This is a genomic window from Serratia sp. szju (assembly GCF_044594185.1).
In the GTDB taxonomy this organism is placed as follows: domain Bacteria; phylum Pseudomonadota; class Gammaproteobacteria; order Enterobacterales; family Enterobacteriaceae; genus Serratia; species Serratia bockelmannii.
In genome coordinates this window covers 4,424,634-4,441,445 of record NZ_CP172576.1, presented here as the reverse complement: position 1 = coordinate 4,441,445, position 16,812 = coordinate 4,424,634, and the positions used below count along the sequence as shown (strand labels likewise).

General features: G+C 59.0%; 13 protein-coding genes. 4 read left to right on the top strand and 9 right to left on the bottom strand.

The annotated features are described in order from the left end of the window. Positions 1 to 45 precede the first annotated feature (45 nt). Positions 46 to 639 carry an ATP-dependent Clp protease proteolytic subunit gene (locus RE418_RS20970; protein ID WP_089180791.1) on the top strand — a complete coding sequence of 198 codons (594 nt, stop codon included), beginning with the start codon at positions 46 to 48 and terminating at the stop codon, positions 637 to 639. Positions 640 to 1,262: 623 nt separating this feature from the next. Further along, a complete protein-coding gene (locus RE418_RS20965) occupies positions 1,263 to 2,528 on the top strand; it encodes an MFS transporter (RefSeq protein WP_089180792.1) in 1,266 nt (421 codons plus the stop codon). A gap of 24 nt (positions 2,529 to 2,552) precedes the next feature. Here RE418_RS20965 and RE418_RS20960 read toward each other — a convergent pair whose 3' ends face one another. The 6 genes from RE418_RS20960 to RE418_RS20935 are packed head-to-tail and all read right to left on the bottom strand — an operon-like array spanning position 2,553 to position 9,480. Continuing rightward, positions 2,553 to 3,419 carry a hypothetical protein gene (locus RE418_RS20960; protein ID WP_089180793.1) on the bottom strand — a complete coding sequence of 289 codons (867 nt, stop codon included), beginning with the start codon at positions 3,417 to 3,419 and terminating at the stop codon, positions 2,553 to 2,555. 45 nt (positions 3,420 to 3,464) lie between these two features. Next, the gene (locus RE418_RS20955) at positions 3,465 to 4,217 is read right to left on the bottom strand and encodes a molecular chaperone (protein ID WP_233494389.1); all 753 of its coding nucleotides are present in this window, start codon (positions 4,215 to 4,217) and stop codon (positions 3,465 to 3,467) included. Then, the gene (locus tag RE418_RS20950; protein WP_089180794.1) at positions 4,214 to 5,554 is read right to left on the bottom strand and encodes a fimbrial protein; all 1,341 of its coding nucleotides are present in this window, start codon (positions 5,552 to 5,554) and stop codon (positions 4,214 to 4,216) included. The genes RE418_RS20955 and RE418_RS20950 overlap by 4 nt, the downstream gene beginning before the upstream one ends. Positions 5,555 to 5,582: 28 nt before the next feature. Further along, entirely contained in the window at positions 5,583 to 8,114 is a 2,532-nt protein-coding gene (locus RE418_RS20945) for a fimbria/pilus outer membrane usher protein (protein WP_089180795.1), read from the bottom strand. 20 nt (positions 8,115 to 8,134) lie between these two features. Further along, complete coding sequence (locus RE418_RS20940; RefSeq protein WP_225735568.1) at positions 8,135 to 8,887, bottom strand: molecular chaperone; 753 nt, start codon at positions 8,885 to 8,887, stop codon at positions 8,135 to 8,137. A 59-nt stretch (positions 8,888 to 8,946) separates the two neighbouring features. Further along, the gene (locus tag RE418_RS20935) at positions 8,947 to 9,480 is read right to left on the bottom strand and encodes a fimbrial protein (RefSeq protein WP_043141548.1); all 534 of its coding nucleotides are present in this window, start codon (positions 9,478 to 9,480) and stop codon (positions 8,947 to 8,949) included. Positions 9,481 to 9,855: 375 nt separating this feature from the next. Here RE418_RS20935 and RE418_RS20930 point away from each other — a divergent pair, with 375 nt between their 5' ends. Next, positions 9,856 to 10,539, top strand: a complete 684-nt coding sequence (locus RE418_RS20930; protein ID WP_230203365.1) for a LuxR C-terminal-related transcriptional regulator — start codon at positions 9,856 to 9,858, stop codon at positions 10,537 to 10,539. 1 nt (position 10,540) lies between these two features. Here the strand turns inward: RE418_RS20930 and RE418_RS20925 are convergent, their stop codons facing one another. After that, on the bottom strand, positions 10,541 to 11,041 hold the full coding sequence (locus RE418_RS20925; RefSeq protein ID WP_043141544.1) for a helix-turn-helix domain-containing protein: 501 nt from the start codon (positions 11,039 to 11,041) through the stop codon (positions 10,541 to 10,543). 155 nt (positions 11,042 to 11,196) lie between these two features. On the opposite strand from RE418_RS20925, the gene RE418_RS20920 reads away from it, so the two are divergent. Next, the gene (locus RE418_RS20920) at positions 11,197 to 11,625 is read left to right on the top strand and encodes a tautomerase family protein (RefSeq protein WP_089180796.1); all 429 of its coding nucleotides are present in this window, start codon (positions 11,197 to 11,199) and stop codon (positions 11,623 to 11,625) included. Between the two features lie 54 nt (positions 11,626 to 11,679). Here RE418_RS20920 and RE418_RS20915 read toward each other — a convergent pair whose 3' ends face one another. Continuing rightward, entirely contained in the window at positions 11,680 to 15,006 is a 3,327-nt protein-coding gene (locus tag RE418_RS20915) for an efflux RND transporter permease subunit (RefSeq protein WP_089180797.1), read from the bottom strand. A 10-nt stretch (positions 15,007 to 15,016) separates the two neighbouring features. Next, positions 15,017 to 16,183 (bottom strand): efflux RND transporter periplasmic adaptor subunit, encoded by a 1,167-nt coding sequence (locus RE418_RS20910; RefSeq protein WP_233494390.1) that lies wholly within the window; start codon positions 16,181 to 16,183, stop codon positions 15,017 to 15,019. Positions 16,184 to 16,812 lie beyond the last annotated feature (629 nt).

Genomic DNA, 16,812 nt, shown 5'->3' with positions numbered 1-16,812 from the left:
CGCGTTAAACACATTTCTCTTTGTTGCCAACCCAGGAGTTCACCGATGCGTGAGAAGATGATGCTCGTCCCGATGGTGGTGGAGCAGACCAGCCGGGGAGAACGTTCCTTTGATATTTATTCGCGCCTGCTGCGCGACCGGATCGTGTTCCTTAACGGTGAGGTCAATGACGACGTGGCCGAAATGCTGTGTGCCCAGTTGCTGTTTCTGGAGGCGGAAAACCCGGAAAAACCGATCTACCTGTACATTAACTCGCCGGGTGGGGCGATCACCAGCGGGCTGGCGATTTACGACACCATGCAGTATATCCGCGCGCCGGTGCATACGCTGTGCATGGGCACCGCGCGTTCGATGGGCTCATTCCTGCTGATGGCCGGCGAACCGGGGCACCGCATGGCTCTGCCCAACGCCAGCCTGCACGTGCACCAGCCGCTGGGCGGCTTTCAGGGGCAGGCGTCCGACATCTTGATCCACGCCGAAGAGATGAAGCGCACCAAAGAGCGGGTGATCCGGCTGTATGCCCAACATTGCGGCCTGAGTGATGAAGCGGTGGAGCGGGTGTTGGATCGCGATCGCTTTATGACCGCCGACGAAGCGGCGGCCTGGGGATTGATCGATCGGGTATTGCGGGAAAGGTAAACATTGGTGGCCGATTATTGATTCCTGTCGGCCTTTCCTCAGGATATCCGCAGTCGTGTTAATGAAATAAATAATAAAAATGATCATATCTTATTTGGCGTTATTTAATATTTAACTTGCTTGCTTGCTTGCTTGCTAACTAACTATCTATTTGATTAGTTACCCCTATGCCAAGCCACGCTATTCATCTTTATCGTGACTGATGAACAGCGTGGCAGGTTTCTTCTTTGTATATTTTTACCTATGTTTTTCTTTGTATTTATAACTTCGGTGTATGTATTTTTATTTTTCAGCATCAGTTCTGACCACAAATTTTGGAAAATAATCTTGCCATTGGCTTGTCTATACAACTATATCTATGGCTGAGAAATGACAAAGCTAGACTTTCCGCCATTATGTCATCGTTCTGATATCAGTGACGTCTGGCGGCGGTTATCAGCCGTTCAGACATTTTCAGGTCATTCTCATACGGTGTCGTTTTCGGAATAATGTAATTGGAAATGGCTTGAAACTAGTCTGGGTGCGGCATGTTATGACACACATTTTAAAGAAGGCTGTGCGGAGCCCGATTTTCTAAGCTCGAGCCTTGGCGAACAATGTGTTAATTGTGATGGGAATTCATAATGAAAAAGACAAGGCAGTTTCGCGGTTGGTACATGGTCGGTGCCGTTCATCTTTTGCTGGCGGTTATTTTTGGCGCTGCTTACTCATTTGGGGCATTTTTTACTGCATTACAGGCGAATTTTGGCGCGGGGAGTTTTTCTACCGCCTCAATATTCTCGTTGACGGCGTTAATTTACTACATCGTAGGCGTATTTTCCGGTGCCTGGAGCGATCGTACTTCGGTAAGGACGGTAACCGGCATCGGTATTTTACTGCTTTCTCTGGGCTTTTTGGGCAGTAGCCTGCTGGCGTCGACACTGACGGCGTTTTTGTTCACGTTTTGCCTGTTGGTTGGGGGCGGCGTCGGGTTGGTTTACGTGCCGGCTGTTTCAACCATTCAACGCTGGTTCGTCGTTCATCGAAGTTCGGCTTCCGGCTTAGCGCTGGCCGGCACCGGTTTGGGAACGCTGGTGGGGCCGATGGTGGCTGGTGGGTTGATGCAGCATTTGTCCTGGCAAAGTACCCTACAAGTTTACGCCGTCGCTATCGCTGTGCTGGGGTTATCTGCCGCCTTCGTCTTGCGAGGCAGGCCAGAGGACGTGGGAGAATATCCCGATGGGCTTGGTCCCGCTGAGGTGACATCAATACCGGGTTCCGCGTTTAACGGGAGCGTTACGTTGCGAGAAGCGGCGAGACAAGCCCAGTTTTGGTGGTTCTTTATCGCGATATTTTTCGGCTCTATCGGACTGTTCCTGGCGTTGGTTCATATTAATCCTTATGCACAACAACAGGGGCTAAATGCAACGCAGGCCAATCTGCTCATCGGTTTGATCGGCATGGGCAATATCGGCGGCCGCCTAGTTTTGGGGCGGATAGGCGACCGTATGGGCGCGCGGCGTTTTTTGGTTATCGTTACGTTGAGTTTGGCCCTGTTATGCGGCTTTTGGAGTGTGGCGCACAGCTTTACCGCGCTGGCGATTTTCGCGCTGTTATTCGGCGCGGCCAACGGCGGCTGTATTGCGCTGTATCCGGCAGTGGCCAGTACATGGTTCGGCACTGCTAATCTGGGCGCCATTCTGGGGGCGTTGTATCTCGCCGTGGGGATCGCCGCCGTTGGCGGGGGCAGCGCCGCCGGTTGGCTGTATGACCTGTATCAGAGTTACACGTTGTCTATTGCGTTGGCCGGCATTGCGGCAGTGTTATCCGCCGGGAGTGTCGCCTTGGCCGCCACCTACGGGACGCTTCATGACCGCCGACGAAGCGGCGGCCTGGGGCTTGATCGATAAGGTGCCACGAGCGCGGTGAACGGCTCAACTATGCTCGGTCGCTCGTTGCGTTTGCCAAACCCATTCAAGCCCGCATTCGACCATCGCGAAATAGAGGCTGAAGTAGCGCTCCGCCATGATAAAGAACGAGCTGTTGAGTTCGATCACCACGTTATTGGTGGTGGTCAGCAGGCCGGATTTTTCCGCCGCCTGCAGAATGCGATTCACGTGCGCGCGTGAGACGGAGCACGACTTGGCGATTTTCGCCGAGGAGAGCAGCAGAAAGGGGGAGTCCTGCCGGATGCTTTCGATATGCAGCATCAGCAGCACCATGTGGCCGGCGTCCTTGCTGATAAACAGTCCGGATTGCGGCACCAGATCGATCAGGTAGATCTCCTTGAGCATCAGCTGCCCGTAGGCGGCGAAAAAGGTGGGCAGAAAGTCGGGCGCCGCCAGCAGCGTCGCGATGGGCATCTGTGGCGCCAGCGCCTGATAGGGCAACGCCATTGAGGCGATCAGCGCCTGGGTTTCCGCCAGCGCGTGCGGCGTAGGTTTATAGCGCAGCTGGCGTTTGTCATGTTCGCAGGGTTTGACCTCCAGTCTACGGCCGACCCGCAAAAAAAACAGAAAGGAGTCCAGGGAGTTCTCGCTGATCAAATTTTTCCCTTTAAAAAAGGCTTTGATGTCTTTCAGCCCGGCGGCGGGCTGGTGGTAATAAATGGACAGGATAGTGGAGCAAATGATGAACCGGCTGTTCCTGAAGATGATTTTATAAAACAGCGGATGTTTCTTGTAGGTCTCTTTTAATAACTCCCCGTGTTTGACGATGGCGGCGTGAAACGCCGGTGTTTGCCTGATGATGTTGGCCTGTTTCTCCAGGTGAAACTGTAGCTGGAATCTGCTTAGACTCATTTTCCCTATTTCCTGTACTTAAAAAAAATGTGCTGCTTTTTATCGTTATGGATTTGCTGTGTATGACTTGACGATCTGTTGGCCTTGGTCGTTGATGAGGGTGGCCTGAACGGTGATCTGAGAGGGGAGCCCCGACGCCGCAACGCCGTCGAGGTGATAATCCCGCGTGCTGAATGGCGCGGTCATCATGTCGCTTTCTTGCCGCACCGGGGCATCGCGCCTGTCGGTTTGCACGGCGATGCGAGCGAAGGAGAGATAAAACGCCGACCGGTTGTGACAGCGCAGCAGATAGCCACGCGGTGATTTTTGCAGCGTGAACGAAACGGCCTCGGCCGCGTTGTCGGCGTTTCCCTTCAGCGCTCTGGGGCGGTAGAAGATTTTCATCTGCGTGTTCATCGCCATCGTCACGCGCGACGCCTGCGGCGGCGTGATCGGCCGGCTGGGCGGGATCTCATACAGGTTAAGCCAGAACACCGACTCCCTGTCGGTGGGCAGGCTCGCGCCGGCAAACAGGATCCGCAGCCCTTTCAGCGCGGAAGGCGGCAGGGCGAATACGCTGGGCAGGGTGACAAACGGCGCACGGGACAGTTCGGGGGCGGCGTTGACGTCGCCGTTATCGACCCAGGTTTGCGCTACGATCGGATAGCCGTTGGTGTTGAGCAGCATCAGGGTTTTTTCCGTCTCGCCCTCGTGAAAGATCACCCGCGTGGCGGAGGCGATGATACCCGCCTGCGCGCCCATGGTCGCCAGCGTCAGCAACAGGGCGCATCCCATCGTCAGATATTTCTTTCTCATCATTGCACCTTAACCCAGACGTAGGCCCTGGCGTCCACTTTGCCCGCGGTGACGGTCTGCCCGGGCAGCCGGGCGAGCGTGGCAGTGAGTTGGGTGGTGTAGTGGGTAAACCCCGCCGCGGTGCTGCCCCCGCCGCTGGCGCCGTTAAGCACTGGGTACCAGCCGGCGTCATTACCTTGCGGGCATTGCCCGGCGCTGCAGCGCGCCCAGCCGACGAAGTTCATCGGCGCGCCGTTGCCGGCGTTGGCGAGCGCGATACCCACGCCGGTGGCGACGCTGCTGTCGGTGCCGTAGCCGCTGGAGAGCAGGTAGCTCACGCCGCCGTTGGCGCTGACTAACCCGAGCCGCTGCGCCGCGACATAGCTTTCATACGGCACCTGCAGGCCGAGGGCGGTATTGTTGCTGCTGACGCCGGACACGGCGGCGTTGTCACATTCGATATTGAGGGTGAACTGCGCCTGTGAGGTTTGCCCGGCGGTCAGCTGGCTGACGGAGAGGGTCGGCAGGATCACCAGCGGCGTGACGTTGCGCGCCACGCAGGTGGCGGTATAGGTCAATGAGGAGATCGGTGCGGTGCCCATGCCCATCGCGTTCCAGCGCCCGGTGCCCCAGGTGGCGTAGTTGGTGGCGGAGTCGCTGCCGATAGGATCCGAGGCGATGCCGGGCCCCTGAAAGGTGACATAGCCGTTCGGCTGCGTGCAGGTATAGTTCGAATTGCCGGTGGTCGAGGCCATGCCCACTAGCGGGTTGCCGGCGCTGTAGCCACAGTAGTTGCTGGCGCCCGCACCCGGCAGCGAACTGATGCGGATCAGGTCGGCACGGATGGCGCTGAAGTCTTTCACCCGGATCTGAATTTTGCTGCCGACGGTGGCGTAGCGGGTAATCGGCGCCGACTGCCAGTAGCGGGTAAAAACCTTGCCGGAATCCAGGTGGGTCAGGCGGATGCCGACGTAGGGGAAATAGGTGGCGTAGTAGTTGGGGTTGCCGTCCTGGGTCCCCAGATCGTAATAGCCGCCGACGCGATCGTCGCCGTTGGTAGCGAAGACTTCATAGATCTGCCCCGCATCGCTAGCGTCGCATTCATACAACACCTTGTTGGGATCGGGATAGCGCGTGCCGGACGTAAGATCGAACACGCTGGTGCCGAGCGGCGTACCGACGGGCTGCAGGTAAGTGCTGGTCAGATTGACCCGGCCCAGCGCCGTGCCCACCCCGCAGGGATCGCAACCGGAATCGATCCAGGGGGCGACTCGGGTGCATTGGGCCAGCGCGGCGGGCGCGCCGAACAGCGACAGAGCAAGCAGCGCCAGGGCGGCGATCGGGTAAGCAATACGTTTCATCGTCTCTCCTGAGAATAAGTTTAATGGGCTAGCGACATGGGGCGCTGAGCCGCTGAATCGGGCCGTCTTCCCCGGCGGGCAAGCGGTAATGCAGCATGCACTGTTGGCTGGGCGCGTCGCCCCAGTTCAGCGTCAGCACACCGGCATTCCGGTCGCTGCGCAGATACACCTGATTGGCCTGGCCGACCATGCCCACGCTGTTGCCTGCCGCGTCAAGGACGTTGGCGCCCATCGGGATCGGTGCGTTATCGGGCCGCTGCGCGGTGATCAGCAGCGCCTGGCCGCGCACGGTGTTGAAGCGCAGGCGCACCGTGGCGCCGGCGTACGGGGCGACGCGGCGCTGGCCGTCTTCCAGTTCCGCTTTGTCGTTCATGCCCTCGGGGTTCAGCGCGACGGTGTTGTAGTGATAGGGCACTAGCGACGGCGCCAGGGCGTAGCCGAAGCGATCGACACGCGCCCCTTGGCCGTCCATCACCCGTGCGCCGCTGGCGCCGGGCGCATCGATCAGGGCGAAGGTATCGCCGACATACGGCCCTAATGTCACGCCGCCGCGGTGCGCTACCACGGCGCCCTGCAGTGACAGTGAGCCTTGTCGGTACTGGCGCGCGGTGGAGAACGAGCCGGTGACGTTGGCGTAAGGCAGGCGGGTTTGCAGGTTGCCGCCCCAGATGCTTTGTTGACGATCGTCGTCGGTGGTGAAGTTCAGGCCGTAGCTGACCGGCTGCTCGTCGCCGACGCTTCCCGACAGCGCAGCCTGATAGTTGCCGCCCTGACCCTGGCTGTGGTTGGCCAACAGCGAGACGCTGGGGGCGGATGACGAACGCCCGAGCGGGAAGCTCAGCGACAGGGCGGTGACGGTTTGCGTGTTCTGTGTCAGCGGCGCGCTGTAGACGTTATCCAGTGGCCCGTAGCCGCGGTAGTCGCCGCTGCTGTCGCCCAGGCTGCGGGTGCGCGTGACGGAGAGGTTAAGCGCCACGCCGTTGCCGAAGGTTTTTCCCCAGCCCAGTTGGAGCTGATTGTCGCGGCCGCGCTGATCGCGGTAGTCCTGGGTCGAGCCGGACATCGTCAGGCTGCCGAATGCCCCCATTCCCTGATTGACGGCCACCTCGAAACGCGAACGCTGGCGGTAGGAGTCGGACTGCCAGTTTTGGCCGGTAGTGGCGGCGCGCCGTACGCCGAGCACGTCGCTGAGATCGCGAAAGCCTTCAGTAGAGTAGCGGTAGCCGGCGATGGATAAGGTGGTGTCCGTCGGGCTGAAGGTTCGGCTGTAAGAGAGGTGCAGCATCCAGCCGGAGGCGCCGCCGTCCGGCAGGCTGGCGTGGGAATAGGTGGTATCCATGCCGAAGGCGCCCAGCCAGCTGCTGTACACGCCGCCCAGCATCATCGCCTGGTAGCCGTCCGCCAGCTGGTTGCCGAGGTTGAAGGTCAGGGCGTTGGTCAGGCCGTGCTGCCAGGTCACTTCGCTGAACAGATCGTTGTCGCCGACGTAGCGGGAACGGCCGACGATCGCGGAGTAGCGCGACTGGCCGGGGCGGATGGATTCCGGCACCGCGGCGAACGGCACGGTGAAGGTGCTGACGCTGCTGTCGGCTTCCGTCACCACCACGGTGAGATCGCCGGCGTAGTTGGTGGCGTACAGATCGTTGATGGCGAACGGCCCCGGCGCGACGGTGGTTTCATAGAGCGTGCTTTTGCCCTGCAGCACCGTCACTCGCGCATTACTTTTTGCCACGCCGCGCACCACCGGCGCATAGCCGCGCTGTGAATCCGGCAGCATGCGATCGTCCGAGCTGAGCTGAATGCCGCGAAAGCCCAGGCCGGAGAAGAAGTGCCCGTCGGTAAACCCTTCGCCCAGCAGCATTTCGCTGCGCCAGGGCAAAATTGCGCGCTGCACGTAGCGGCGGCTGGTGTCCAGATGGCCGCCGAACTCCCGATCGTAGCGGTAGCTGGACTGCTGGCGGTAGCGCCATAGCTCGAGGTTGAACCCGCCGTTCAGGTTGGCGTAGGTCGAGTCGAGATCGCGGGTTTGCCCCTGTCGGTAGCTGACGTGGTACTGGTTGAGGTTGTAATTGACGAAGGCCATCGATTCGCCGCTGTCCAGGCTGGCGGGATTGACGCTGCCGCGCGGCTGGCCGTTCAACAGCGCCTGCGGAATGCTCAGATCCAGCCGCAGCCGCGAGATATCGGCGTTCACCGTAATGTCCTTCAAATCCCGGCCGGGTAGCAGGCATGCTGTTTGGGGCATCGGCGGATTTTTCAGCCCGAAGCGCGTCAGCTGCGGCCGATCGAAACAGGGCAGTACCTGCTTGCCTTCACGCACGAAGCGAATTTGATCGCGCTCGAGAAACTGGCCGTTGAGGTACAGATCGATCTGATAGCTGCCGGGGGCGACGGCGTCCTGTTGGTTGAATTGACTCAGGGCGCTGTTGCTCAGCACGCTGCCGCGTAGCAGCGCGGGATCGAAGGTGTAGCCATCGGCGGCGGCGCAGCCCAGCGGCAGCGCCAGCAGCGCGCAATACCAGCGTGCGGGCAGCGGCGTCGCCTTGCGAGCATCGAACATGAAAACCTCCCTGTCTGGTTTCAGCGCGCGACGTTCAGGGTGCGTGTGATTTCCACCCCATAGTCATTGATGACGCGCAGTGCGACCTGGCGCACCTCCCCGTTCACCGGCCAGCTGGCCTGCGAAAACGGCGGGATCAGATCCGCCTGCGGGATCACGGTGCGTTTCGCGCCGCTGAGGATCGCGGCCTGGCTGACGTTGGCGTAGTAGCCGGTCGGGTTGTCGACGTGCAGCGCGTTGCCGGCCTGGCGCAGGCTGAGCCGATCGATAACGTGGTTGGCGTCACCGGCCAGCCCGGCGGGGCGATAGAACACCTTCAGCCGATTGGTGACCACCAGCAGCAGTTTGTTCTTGTCGCTGTCCGTCTGGCGCACCGCGGGCACCTGCAGGAAGTTGAGGTAGAACAGCGATTCGCGATCGCGCGGCAGCGGCTGGCCGACGAACGACAGCCGCACCATCTGCCCGCTGTGCGGATTCATGCGGAAGATTTGCGGCGAGGCGACAAAGGGCGCATCGGCGTTTTCCGGCGTGGATTTGGGGTTATTGATGTCGAGCCAGATTTGCATCAGCGCCGGGGTGCCGTCGTCGTTGGTGAACTGCAGCGTTTTTTCCCGTGCCTCGGCGGGGTAGATCACGCGGTTGCCGAGCAGCGTCACGCTGGCCGACGCGTGGGTAGCGGCAAAACTTATCAGGCAAAGCGACAGGGCGGCCCATCGGCGGGCGGAGCGGGTTATCTGCGGCATAAACGTGAACCGATAAAGGGAGCGAGTCATTCAGCGCCGCCCGGCTAAGGGCGGCGCTGGCATCAACAGGTATGGCGCCTGACGCCGGCTTATTTGTAGCTAATGGCGAACTGTGCGGTGGCGATCACCGAACCGGCCGCCACGCCGGTGTCTTCCGCGTAGTAGCGGGCCACCAGGTTCTGCGAGGTGGAGGTGGCGTCTTTCGCCAGCGTCATCGCAGAGGTAGTGACGGTCGAACCGCTGGCGAACGACAGCGGCGTGGTGGCGTCGCTGTCCAGCAGTTGAATGGACACTTTGGCCGCATCGCCCGCGTTGCCCAGGTTGCCGTTAACTGTCGGGTTGTTGCCCGCCAGCACGGTTTTGATCGCCGTATCGCTGGTTGCCGCCGCACAGCCCGTGACGTTAACGGTAAAGGTGGTGTCGCCGGCGGTGGCGCCTTTGGTGGCGAGCTGGCTGGCGGCGACGGTCGGCAGCAGAACAACCGGGTTGGATTGATTGCCGTTAATATTCACCGAGCAGGTTTGCGTGCTGACTTCGCCTTTAAATTGCACCGTATTGGACGAAGCGGCCGCACAGGCGCCGGAGAGAGCCAGCATGGATAATGCGACTAATTTAACATTCATGTGAAATGCCCTTTAATTTACTTTGGAGAAAAGCTTTCCTGGCAGTAATAAATTACTGTCGTACGGTTGTTGGTTAATCATGTTGCGCAATTGTTTTTTAAACGCGTCGGCAAACATGGATTTTCATCCTAGCAAACTAAGAATTTTCCCTATAGATGTTTTGAATAAGACAATAAGGCGAGGGTGTTGATTGTTACATTTTCTTTCATTTATGCTTATGTCCTGAGAAATAGAAAATAGATCTATATCATTACGTTGCGTTTTTATTGAGTTGTCAGTTTTTGTGAATGAAATAATTTGAAACATTCATGCCTTTTTTGCGTATTAATCAATGCACTGGCTGTTGCGTGATTATTTGAAAAACATGTTATCAAGATGTTTTATATCGGTGTGCTTTGCAGGCGAATTACCCCAAAAAAGAGCAGCGACAAGCCGCCTGAGGTGTGGAAGCATGTTTTCATGCTGATAAGGAGAATTAAAGTGAGAGTGATTTATATCGACGGTTCGTCGTTGTGCCGGTTAGGTATGAAAACTTTATTGGGCGGTGGGGTGATAACCTTATCCTCTCCCAATATTAATATTATTAAAAATATAAGCCCGGCGCCTGATTTAATTATCATGGATTTTCCCCATGAAATTTATCGGTTCGAAGCCTATTTGACGTTTATTCACCTTTGCCGCGCTGAATATAAAAATGTCCGGATATTGTTCTTCGTCGATAAGACTTCGCCGCTGATCCTGGCATTTATCGCGGCGGCGCAGCCGGATGCGATTTTGCACAAACGGGAAGCGTTGCAGGTGGTGCGGGAGACCTGCGCGGCGCTGAGCCGCCGGGAAAAGGCGGGCGAACGGCGCGCGCTGAACAGGCATCAGGCGGCGGCGATCACGCCCGGCGAGGCGGCGGTGCTGTGTGAAACCGCCCGTACGGAAGATATCCGCCTGACCGCGCGGCGACTGAATTTGCACCCGAAAACCGTTTATTCGCACCTCAACAATGCCGGCAAGAAGTTCGGCATCCGCAATCGGGTGGAATTGCTGAAAATGATTGCGCTGCTGTAGATCACAACGAAGGGGCTTGGCCGACGGCCAGCCGCCATTGCGTCATTTCGTCGGCGCCCGGCCCGGCCGCCAGCGCCAGGTTTTGCGCCGGCAGCGATTCGCCGGTCACGGCATCCACCGCGCGCAGGGTGGCGGGGTGGCCGGTTACGCGGTCAATCACGCGCAGCGGCGGCCCGGCCAGCTCGGACAGATTCCATTTGTCGCCAATCTGAATCATCGCCATCACCAGCAGCCCGAGATCTTTTCCCTTCTCCGTCGGCAGATACTCATAACGAGCGGGGCGCGTTTGGTATTGCCGCTTTTCGATAAGGCCGTGGCTTTCCAGGGCCTTGAGCCGGTCGGCCAGCGTATTGTTGGTGATGCCGGTCGAGTGGCGCAGATCGTCATAGCGCGAGAGCCCCAGCAGCAGATCGCGCATGAGAATAGCGCCCCAGCGATCGCCCAATGCCGACAGCACGTGCGCCACCGAGCACGTCATGCCTTCAAACCCTTTTGCTTTCACGTTGATTAACCTCCGCTTGCCGCCTGATTGCCGAGAATGTTATCGCCTCGGCTTGATAACTTCAATAATTGGAGTTATTACTCTTATTATTGGAGTTTATCATTAACAGCGGCTGATGGCCTGAACGCCGGCCGGAAACCCTAGGAGACAACGCGATGCCACTGTGGCAGATTTACCACCCGGAGCCGGCCTTCAGCGCCGCCGATAAACGCGCGATTGCGCAGAAGGTCACCGCCCTGTACCAGGACTTTTTGCCGCGCTTTTACGTCAACGTCTTCTTCCATGCGCTGCCGCCAGGTTCGGCCTATCTCGGCGGCGAACCGGCCGATGATTTCGTACGGGTGACCATCGATCATATCGCGCGCGCCATGGACAACGACGCAGAGCAGCAGCAATTCCTGGCGGCCTGCACCCGCATCCTGCAACCCTACATCGCCGCCCGCGGGTTGCGCTGGGAACTGCACGTGGACGAAACGCCGTTCTCGCTGTGGACGATTGACGGATTAAAACCGCCGGCGCCGGGGACGGCGGCAGGCGAGAAGTGGCGCAGCGAGAATCGGCCTTCGGCGTGGGAGGGAAGTTGATGGGGGAGCGGCGGCGGCAAAACGCTTTTCGCCACCGCGAACCGTTATCAGCGCTTAACCTTTTCGCTTAAAGACCTTCTGCCGTAACCAGTGTTTGATCTGGCCCCAATACTCTTTGCCCAGCAGGGCGATGGCAATGACAAACAAGGTTTCACCGACCACAACAAGCGTAGAGACAACGACAATCTTGTAGGGGATGTCGAGGAACGGAATGACAGGGAAGGCAAGCCAATACAGCAGAACCACGAAAAGCATGGAAAACCCGGCTTTTTTCCTACCACTCAGATTCTTGCTGCGTGCCAGCAGGCTAGGCAACTTGCGCAGCCAGTTTTCAAGATCGTCAATCAGGGTATAAACGACAGGGATAACCAGCAGGCTCAGCACGGTGGATGTAATCAATCCTCCGATGACGGCCACCGCCATCGGGCTGCGGAAGCTGGGGTCGGCACTGCCGAAACCCAGAGCCACAGGCAACATGCCTGCCCCCATCGCTAACGTGGTCATGATGACGGGGCGGGAACGTTTGTGGCAGGCATCAATCAGCGCTTCCGTTCGGCTCATGGGTTTATTGAGCACTTCGCCATTCGGACCGATGTGGCCGCGACGTGACTCGATCGCATAATCGACCAGCAGTATCGAGTTTTTGGTCGCAATCCCCATCAACATGATTAACCCGATCAGGGATGACATCGAGAAAGACTGCCCCGCCAACAGTAACCCAACGAATGCGCCGCCCAATGACAGTGGGAGCGCGGCCAGGATGGTGATCGGTTGGAAGAAGTCTTTGAACAGCAGAACCAGCACGATATAGATGGCCAGGATCCCGGCGACCATAGCCGTGCCGAAACCGGCAAACAGTTCCTTCATCATTTCGTCATCACCCTGCACAACCTGGTGCACGCCGACCGGCAGATTCTGGATTGACGGCAGCTTCGCCACCTGAGCGGCCAGATCCCCGAGTTGGGTGTCCGACAGTTCTACGTCAAGGGTCACGCTGCGCGTGCGATTGATGCGACTGATCTGCGCCGGTCCACTGCCTTGCTCAATGTTGACGATCTGATTGAGCAGCACCGGGCCTCTGGCACCGGGTACGGTCAAACGTTCAAGTAATCCCATATCCTCACGGATGTCTTTTGACAGCTTGACGACGATCGGGATCTGGCGCTGCTCCACGTTGAATTTTGACAGGAACTGATCGTAGTCGCCTACGGTCGCAATACGCAAAGTATCGGCAATCGCGACGCCCGATACCCCAAGATCGGCCGCTTTGGCGAAATTGGGTTGCAGGAGGATTTCGCTGCGCGCCAGCCCGGCACTGGAGGTAATGTTACCGAGGCCGGGGAGCTGCCGCAGGTCACTTAATACTGAATCGGCCGCCTTAGCCAGCAGCTGAGGGTCATCACCGGCCAGCACCAATTGGTATTTTTCACCTGAGCCGCCAAACCCCACTTTGCTGCGCACCCCCGGAAGTGCTGCCATTGCCGTGCGTATCTCGCCTTCGATGACCTGCTTCTTCGGACGCGCTTGACGCGCATCCAACAACACCGTCAGCGTTGCCATGCGAACATCGGTTTTTCCGTCGGAAGCCATGACATCGCCGCCCGTTGCGCCGCCACCGATGGTGGTATAGATGTTGCGGATATGCGGGATGGGCGCCAGGCGATGCCGAGCGAGTTCTGCCATGGCCTGGGTTTGTTCCAGCGTGCTCCCTGGCGGCAGCTCCAACGTCACCTGCGTCTGGGAGTTGTCATCTGCAGGGAAGAAGCCCTGGGGCAGCAGAGGGATAAGCATCAGAGAGCCAATAAAGAACCCGCCGGCCAGCGCCAGGGTGAGCCCGCGGTGCCGCAGCGTCCACCGGCAGGCGCGCAGGTAGAGCGCCATCCAGACAGGATCGCGCTGAGGGCGCACATGCGGTTTCATCAGGTAGGCAGCCATCATTGGCGTCAGCAAGCGCGCCACAACCAGCGAGGCAAACACCGCCAGCGCCGCCGTCCATCCAAACTGCGTGAAGAATCTTCCGGCAACGCCGGACATGAAGGCCGTCGGCAGGAAAACGGCGATCAAGGCAAATGTCGTGGCGACGACGGCCAGGCCGATTTCCGATGCGGCATCCATCGCGGCCTGGTACGGCGGTTTACCCATGCCGATGTGGCGTTCGATGTTCTCCACTTCGACGATGGCATCATCCACCAACAGGCCAATCACCAGCGACAGCGCCAGCAGCGTGACGATACTGAGCGAAAAGCCCATCATGTCCATACCGATGAAGGCCGGTAAAATCGACAGGGGCAACGCCGCCGCCGAGATCAGCGTCGCCCGGATATCGCGCAGAAACATGAAGACCACCAGGATAGCGAGAATGGCGCCTTCATAGATCATGTGCATGGAGGCGTCGAACTCCTCTTGCACAGGCCGTACAAAGTCGAAGACCTGCGTGATGTGCAAATCAGGCCGCTCCGTGCGCAATTGCGCCAGAACTTTCTCCACCTTGTTGCCGACCTCGACTTCACCGGCGCCTTTGGCGCGCGTGATCTCAAAGCCCACCACCTTCTTGCCGTTGAGTAGCGCAAGTGAACTGCGTTCCGCAATGGTGTCTTTCAGCGTCGCCACGTCGTCCAGGCGAAAACGTTGCCCGCCGGGCAACGACAGTTCCAACGCGGCTAGTTCATCCACGTTCTTGACGCGGGCGACCAAACGCAGCGGCTGTTTTCCCCGCCCCAGATCGACTCGCCCGCCCGTCGCGTCCATCTGTACATCGCGCAACTGGCGGGAAACCTCGGCAGCGGTGGCGCCAATCGCCTCCAGTTTGACCGGATCGAGTTCGACTTGGATCTCGCGGTTCACGCCGCCCACACGGGTGACCGACCCTACGCCGGCGACGCCTCTCAGACGCCGCGACAGGGTATTGTCCACGAACCAGGACAGCTCATTCTCATCCATCTTGCTGGCGCTGATGGAAAAGGCCAGGATAGGTTTGCCCGTGATGTTGAGCTTGCGAACGATAGGATCACGTAAATCCGTCGGCAACTCGGTGCGAATGCTTTGCACGGCTGACCGGACTTCATCCACCGCTTCCTGAACGGGTTTTTCCAGACGAAACTCCGCTGAGATATCGACCAGCCCGTCCTGGATCGTGGTACGCAAGTTCTTCAATCCCTGCACCGAAGAGACGGTGTCCTCCAGCTTGCGCGCCACCTCCGTTTCGAGCTGGGGCGGCGCAGCGCCCGGAAGAGAAGCGGACACGGTCACCGTAGGCACATCCATGTCCGGGAAGCTCTGGATCTTCATCAATTTGAAAGAATAAAAGCCGGCAACGCTCAAGATGACAAAGAGCAAGATAGACGGAATGGGGTTGCGAATGGACCAGGTAGAGATATTCATGATGGGCCTCTTAGCGCGGTTCCGATGAATGGGAAGCATCGGTGGTGTTGGCCAATTGGACTTTATCGCCCTCATTGAGGAATACGCCGCCGCTGGCGACGATGCGTTCCGCGCCTTGAAGACCGGACAGGATCTCCTGCTGGTCATTCACCAGACGGCCTACCGCGACTTTAAGCGGATGTGCACGCATCTCGTCATCTACGGTGAACACCAGGTGAAAACCGTCGCGCGCCACGACGGCGGATTGCGGCACGGTCAGCCCTTGCCGATCGCCGACCGTAATCAGACCGCTGGCATACGTGCCGGGCCGAATCGGCGAGGCGTTCTTCGCTGTCGATGGAAGGATGTCCACATAGGCAATCCCACGGCGCGAGGTTGAATTGACGGTGGGGGCGGCCAGGCGTACGACGCCTTCCCAGGTGTTACCGCCAGGTGAAGCGATCTGCGCTTTTTGCCCCGGTTGGATTTGTTCCAGCTGCTGCGCCGACAATTCCGCTCGCCATTCAAATTTTCCCTGGCGGATCAGGCGGAACATTTCAGTGCTTTGCATAGGAACTGAACCGATCGTGGCCGATCGCGCGGAGATGATGCCGTCGTCGGGGGCGCGCAATATCGTCTGGTCCAGTCGCAACTGCTGGGCCGCCATGCGTGCTTTCGCCGACTCCAGACGCGCCTGCGCCGTCTTTTCCTGGGTTAACAGTTTTTGGATATCCTGTTCACTCAGGCTGCCGACACCGCGCAGCAATCGCGCGCGTTTTCCATCCGCTTGCGCATTCAACGCGACTGCTTTCGCTTCGTTGAGATCGGCTTTCGCCAGCAGCCAGTCATTCATCACGGAGTCGCGTGTAAATTCCGCCAGCGGTTGGCCCTGGCGCACCACATCCCCTTCCTGCACCAACAGTTTTTGCACGCGCAGCCCATTGGCTTCCGGGCTGATGATCGCCTCTTGCCAGGCCGCAACAGAGCCATTGGCCGTGACGGTGCGGGAAAGGGACTGTCTTGCCGGCGTTGTCAGGGTCACTGTCAGCGTCGGTTTATCTGCCGGTGGGGCAACCTTGTCCGCCGGCGTATCGCAGGCCGATAAGGCGGCGGCAATCGGCATCGCCAGCACGGCTGCATGCAGGGTCCGCAAAGACCAAAAGCGGGGACGCGTGTTTTTAGCTATCAGTTGTGTCATCGGGAGAACCCATAAGGTGAATGATTTGTCGAACCTGTCGCCAGCGGCGCGGCGATGTATTGCTCTGTATTGAATTTCAAACGAATACGGCGCTGTCCTGCAGCGGTTCAGCCTGGCGTTGAAGCATTGCTCGCTCTGACGAAGTGAACAGACGCCGTATCCACTTCCGCACTGTCGATCGCACGCGGCTATGATGCTCATGCGGTTCAGCCTGCCAACCCGCCACACTTTCACCGGGATCGGTATCCACGCGCGATAGATCCAACGTCCAGGGAACCGAATGCTTGGTTGTGTGGCGGTTGATCCCGCTTCCATCGGCAGCGGTCTTGCCACGATCGGCGACTTCCTTCTGAGCAGATTGAGACGCCCGGCGAGGGGGCGTTTGTATCGCCCATTCGAAGGATTCAGGCAATGGCGCGCTTTGGGTAGAGAACGCGTGTTGTCGCCGGCAGGTACGCGAGGCGTAATAGAGGGCCGCAGCCTCTGTCGCAACCAGTTTGCGGGCGTCATTCCATAACGCTTGAACGCACTCCAAATTGGCGCGCGCAACTGGCGTTTTTGCTGCGCGCTCATTCTCTACGTGACTGGGCTTGCCGGCCGGAGCGCGCAAGCGCCGGGCGCCGGATTCA

Excerpts from the sequence above, each read along its gene's own strand:
- RE418_RS20960 (WP_089180793.1), bottom strand. The coding sequence starts at position 3,419 with ATGAGTCTAAGCAGATTCCAGCTACAGTTTCACCTGGAGAAACAGGCC.
- RE418_RS20920 (WP_089180796.1), top strand. The coding sequence starts at position 11,197 with ATGCCACTGTGGCAGATTTACCACCCGGAGCCGGCCTTCAGCGCCGCC.
- RE418_RS20930 (WP_230203365.1), top strand. The coding sequence starts at position 9,856 with ATGTTTTATATCGGTGTGCTTTGCAGGCGAATTACCCCAAAAAAGAGC.
- RE418_RS20955 (WP_233494389.1), bottom strand. The coding sequence starts at position 4,217 with ATGATGAGAAAGAAATATCTGACGATGGGATGCGCCCTGTTGCTGACG.
- RE418_RS20910 (WP_233494390.1), bottom strand. The coding sequence starts at position 16,183 with ATGACACAACTGATAGCTAAAAACACGCGTCCCCGCTTTTGGTCTTTG.
- RE418_RS20940 (WP_225735568.1), bottom strand. The coding sequence starts at position 8,887 with ATGACTCGCTCCCTTTATCGGTTCACGTTTATGCCGCAGATAACCCGC.
- RE418_RS20945 (WP_089180795.1), bottom strand. The coding sequence starts at position 8,114 with ATGTTCGATGCTCGCAAGGCGACGCCGCTGCCCGCACGCTGGTATTGC.
- RE418_RS20950 (WP_089180794.1), bottom strand. The coding sequence starts at position 5,554 with ATGAAACGTATTGCTTACCCGATCGCCGCCCTGGCGCTGCTTGCTCTG.
- RE418_RS20935 (WP_043141548.1), bottom strand. The coding sequence starts at position 9,480 with ATGAATGTTAAATTAGTCGCATTATCCATGCTGGCTCTCTCCGGCGCC.
- RE418_RS20970 (WP_089180791.1), top strand. The coding sequence starts at position 46 with ATGCGTGAGAAGATGATGCTCGTCCCGATGGTGGTGGAGCAGACCAGC.
- RE418_RS20915 (WP_089180797.1), bottom strand. The coding sequence starts at position 15,006 with ATGAATATCTCTACCTGGTCCATTCGCAACCCCATTCCGTCTATCTTG.
- RE418_RS20965 (WP_089180792.1), top strand. The coding sequence starts at position 1,263 with ATGAAAAAGACAAGGCAGTTTCGCGGTTGGTACATGGTCGGTGCCGTT.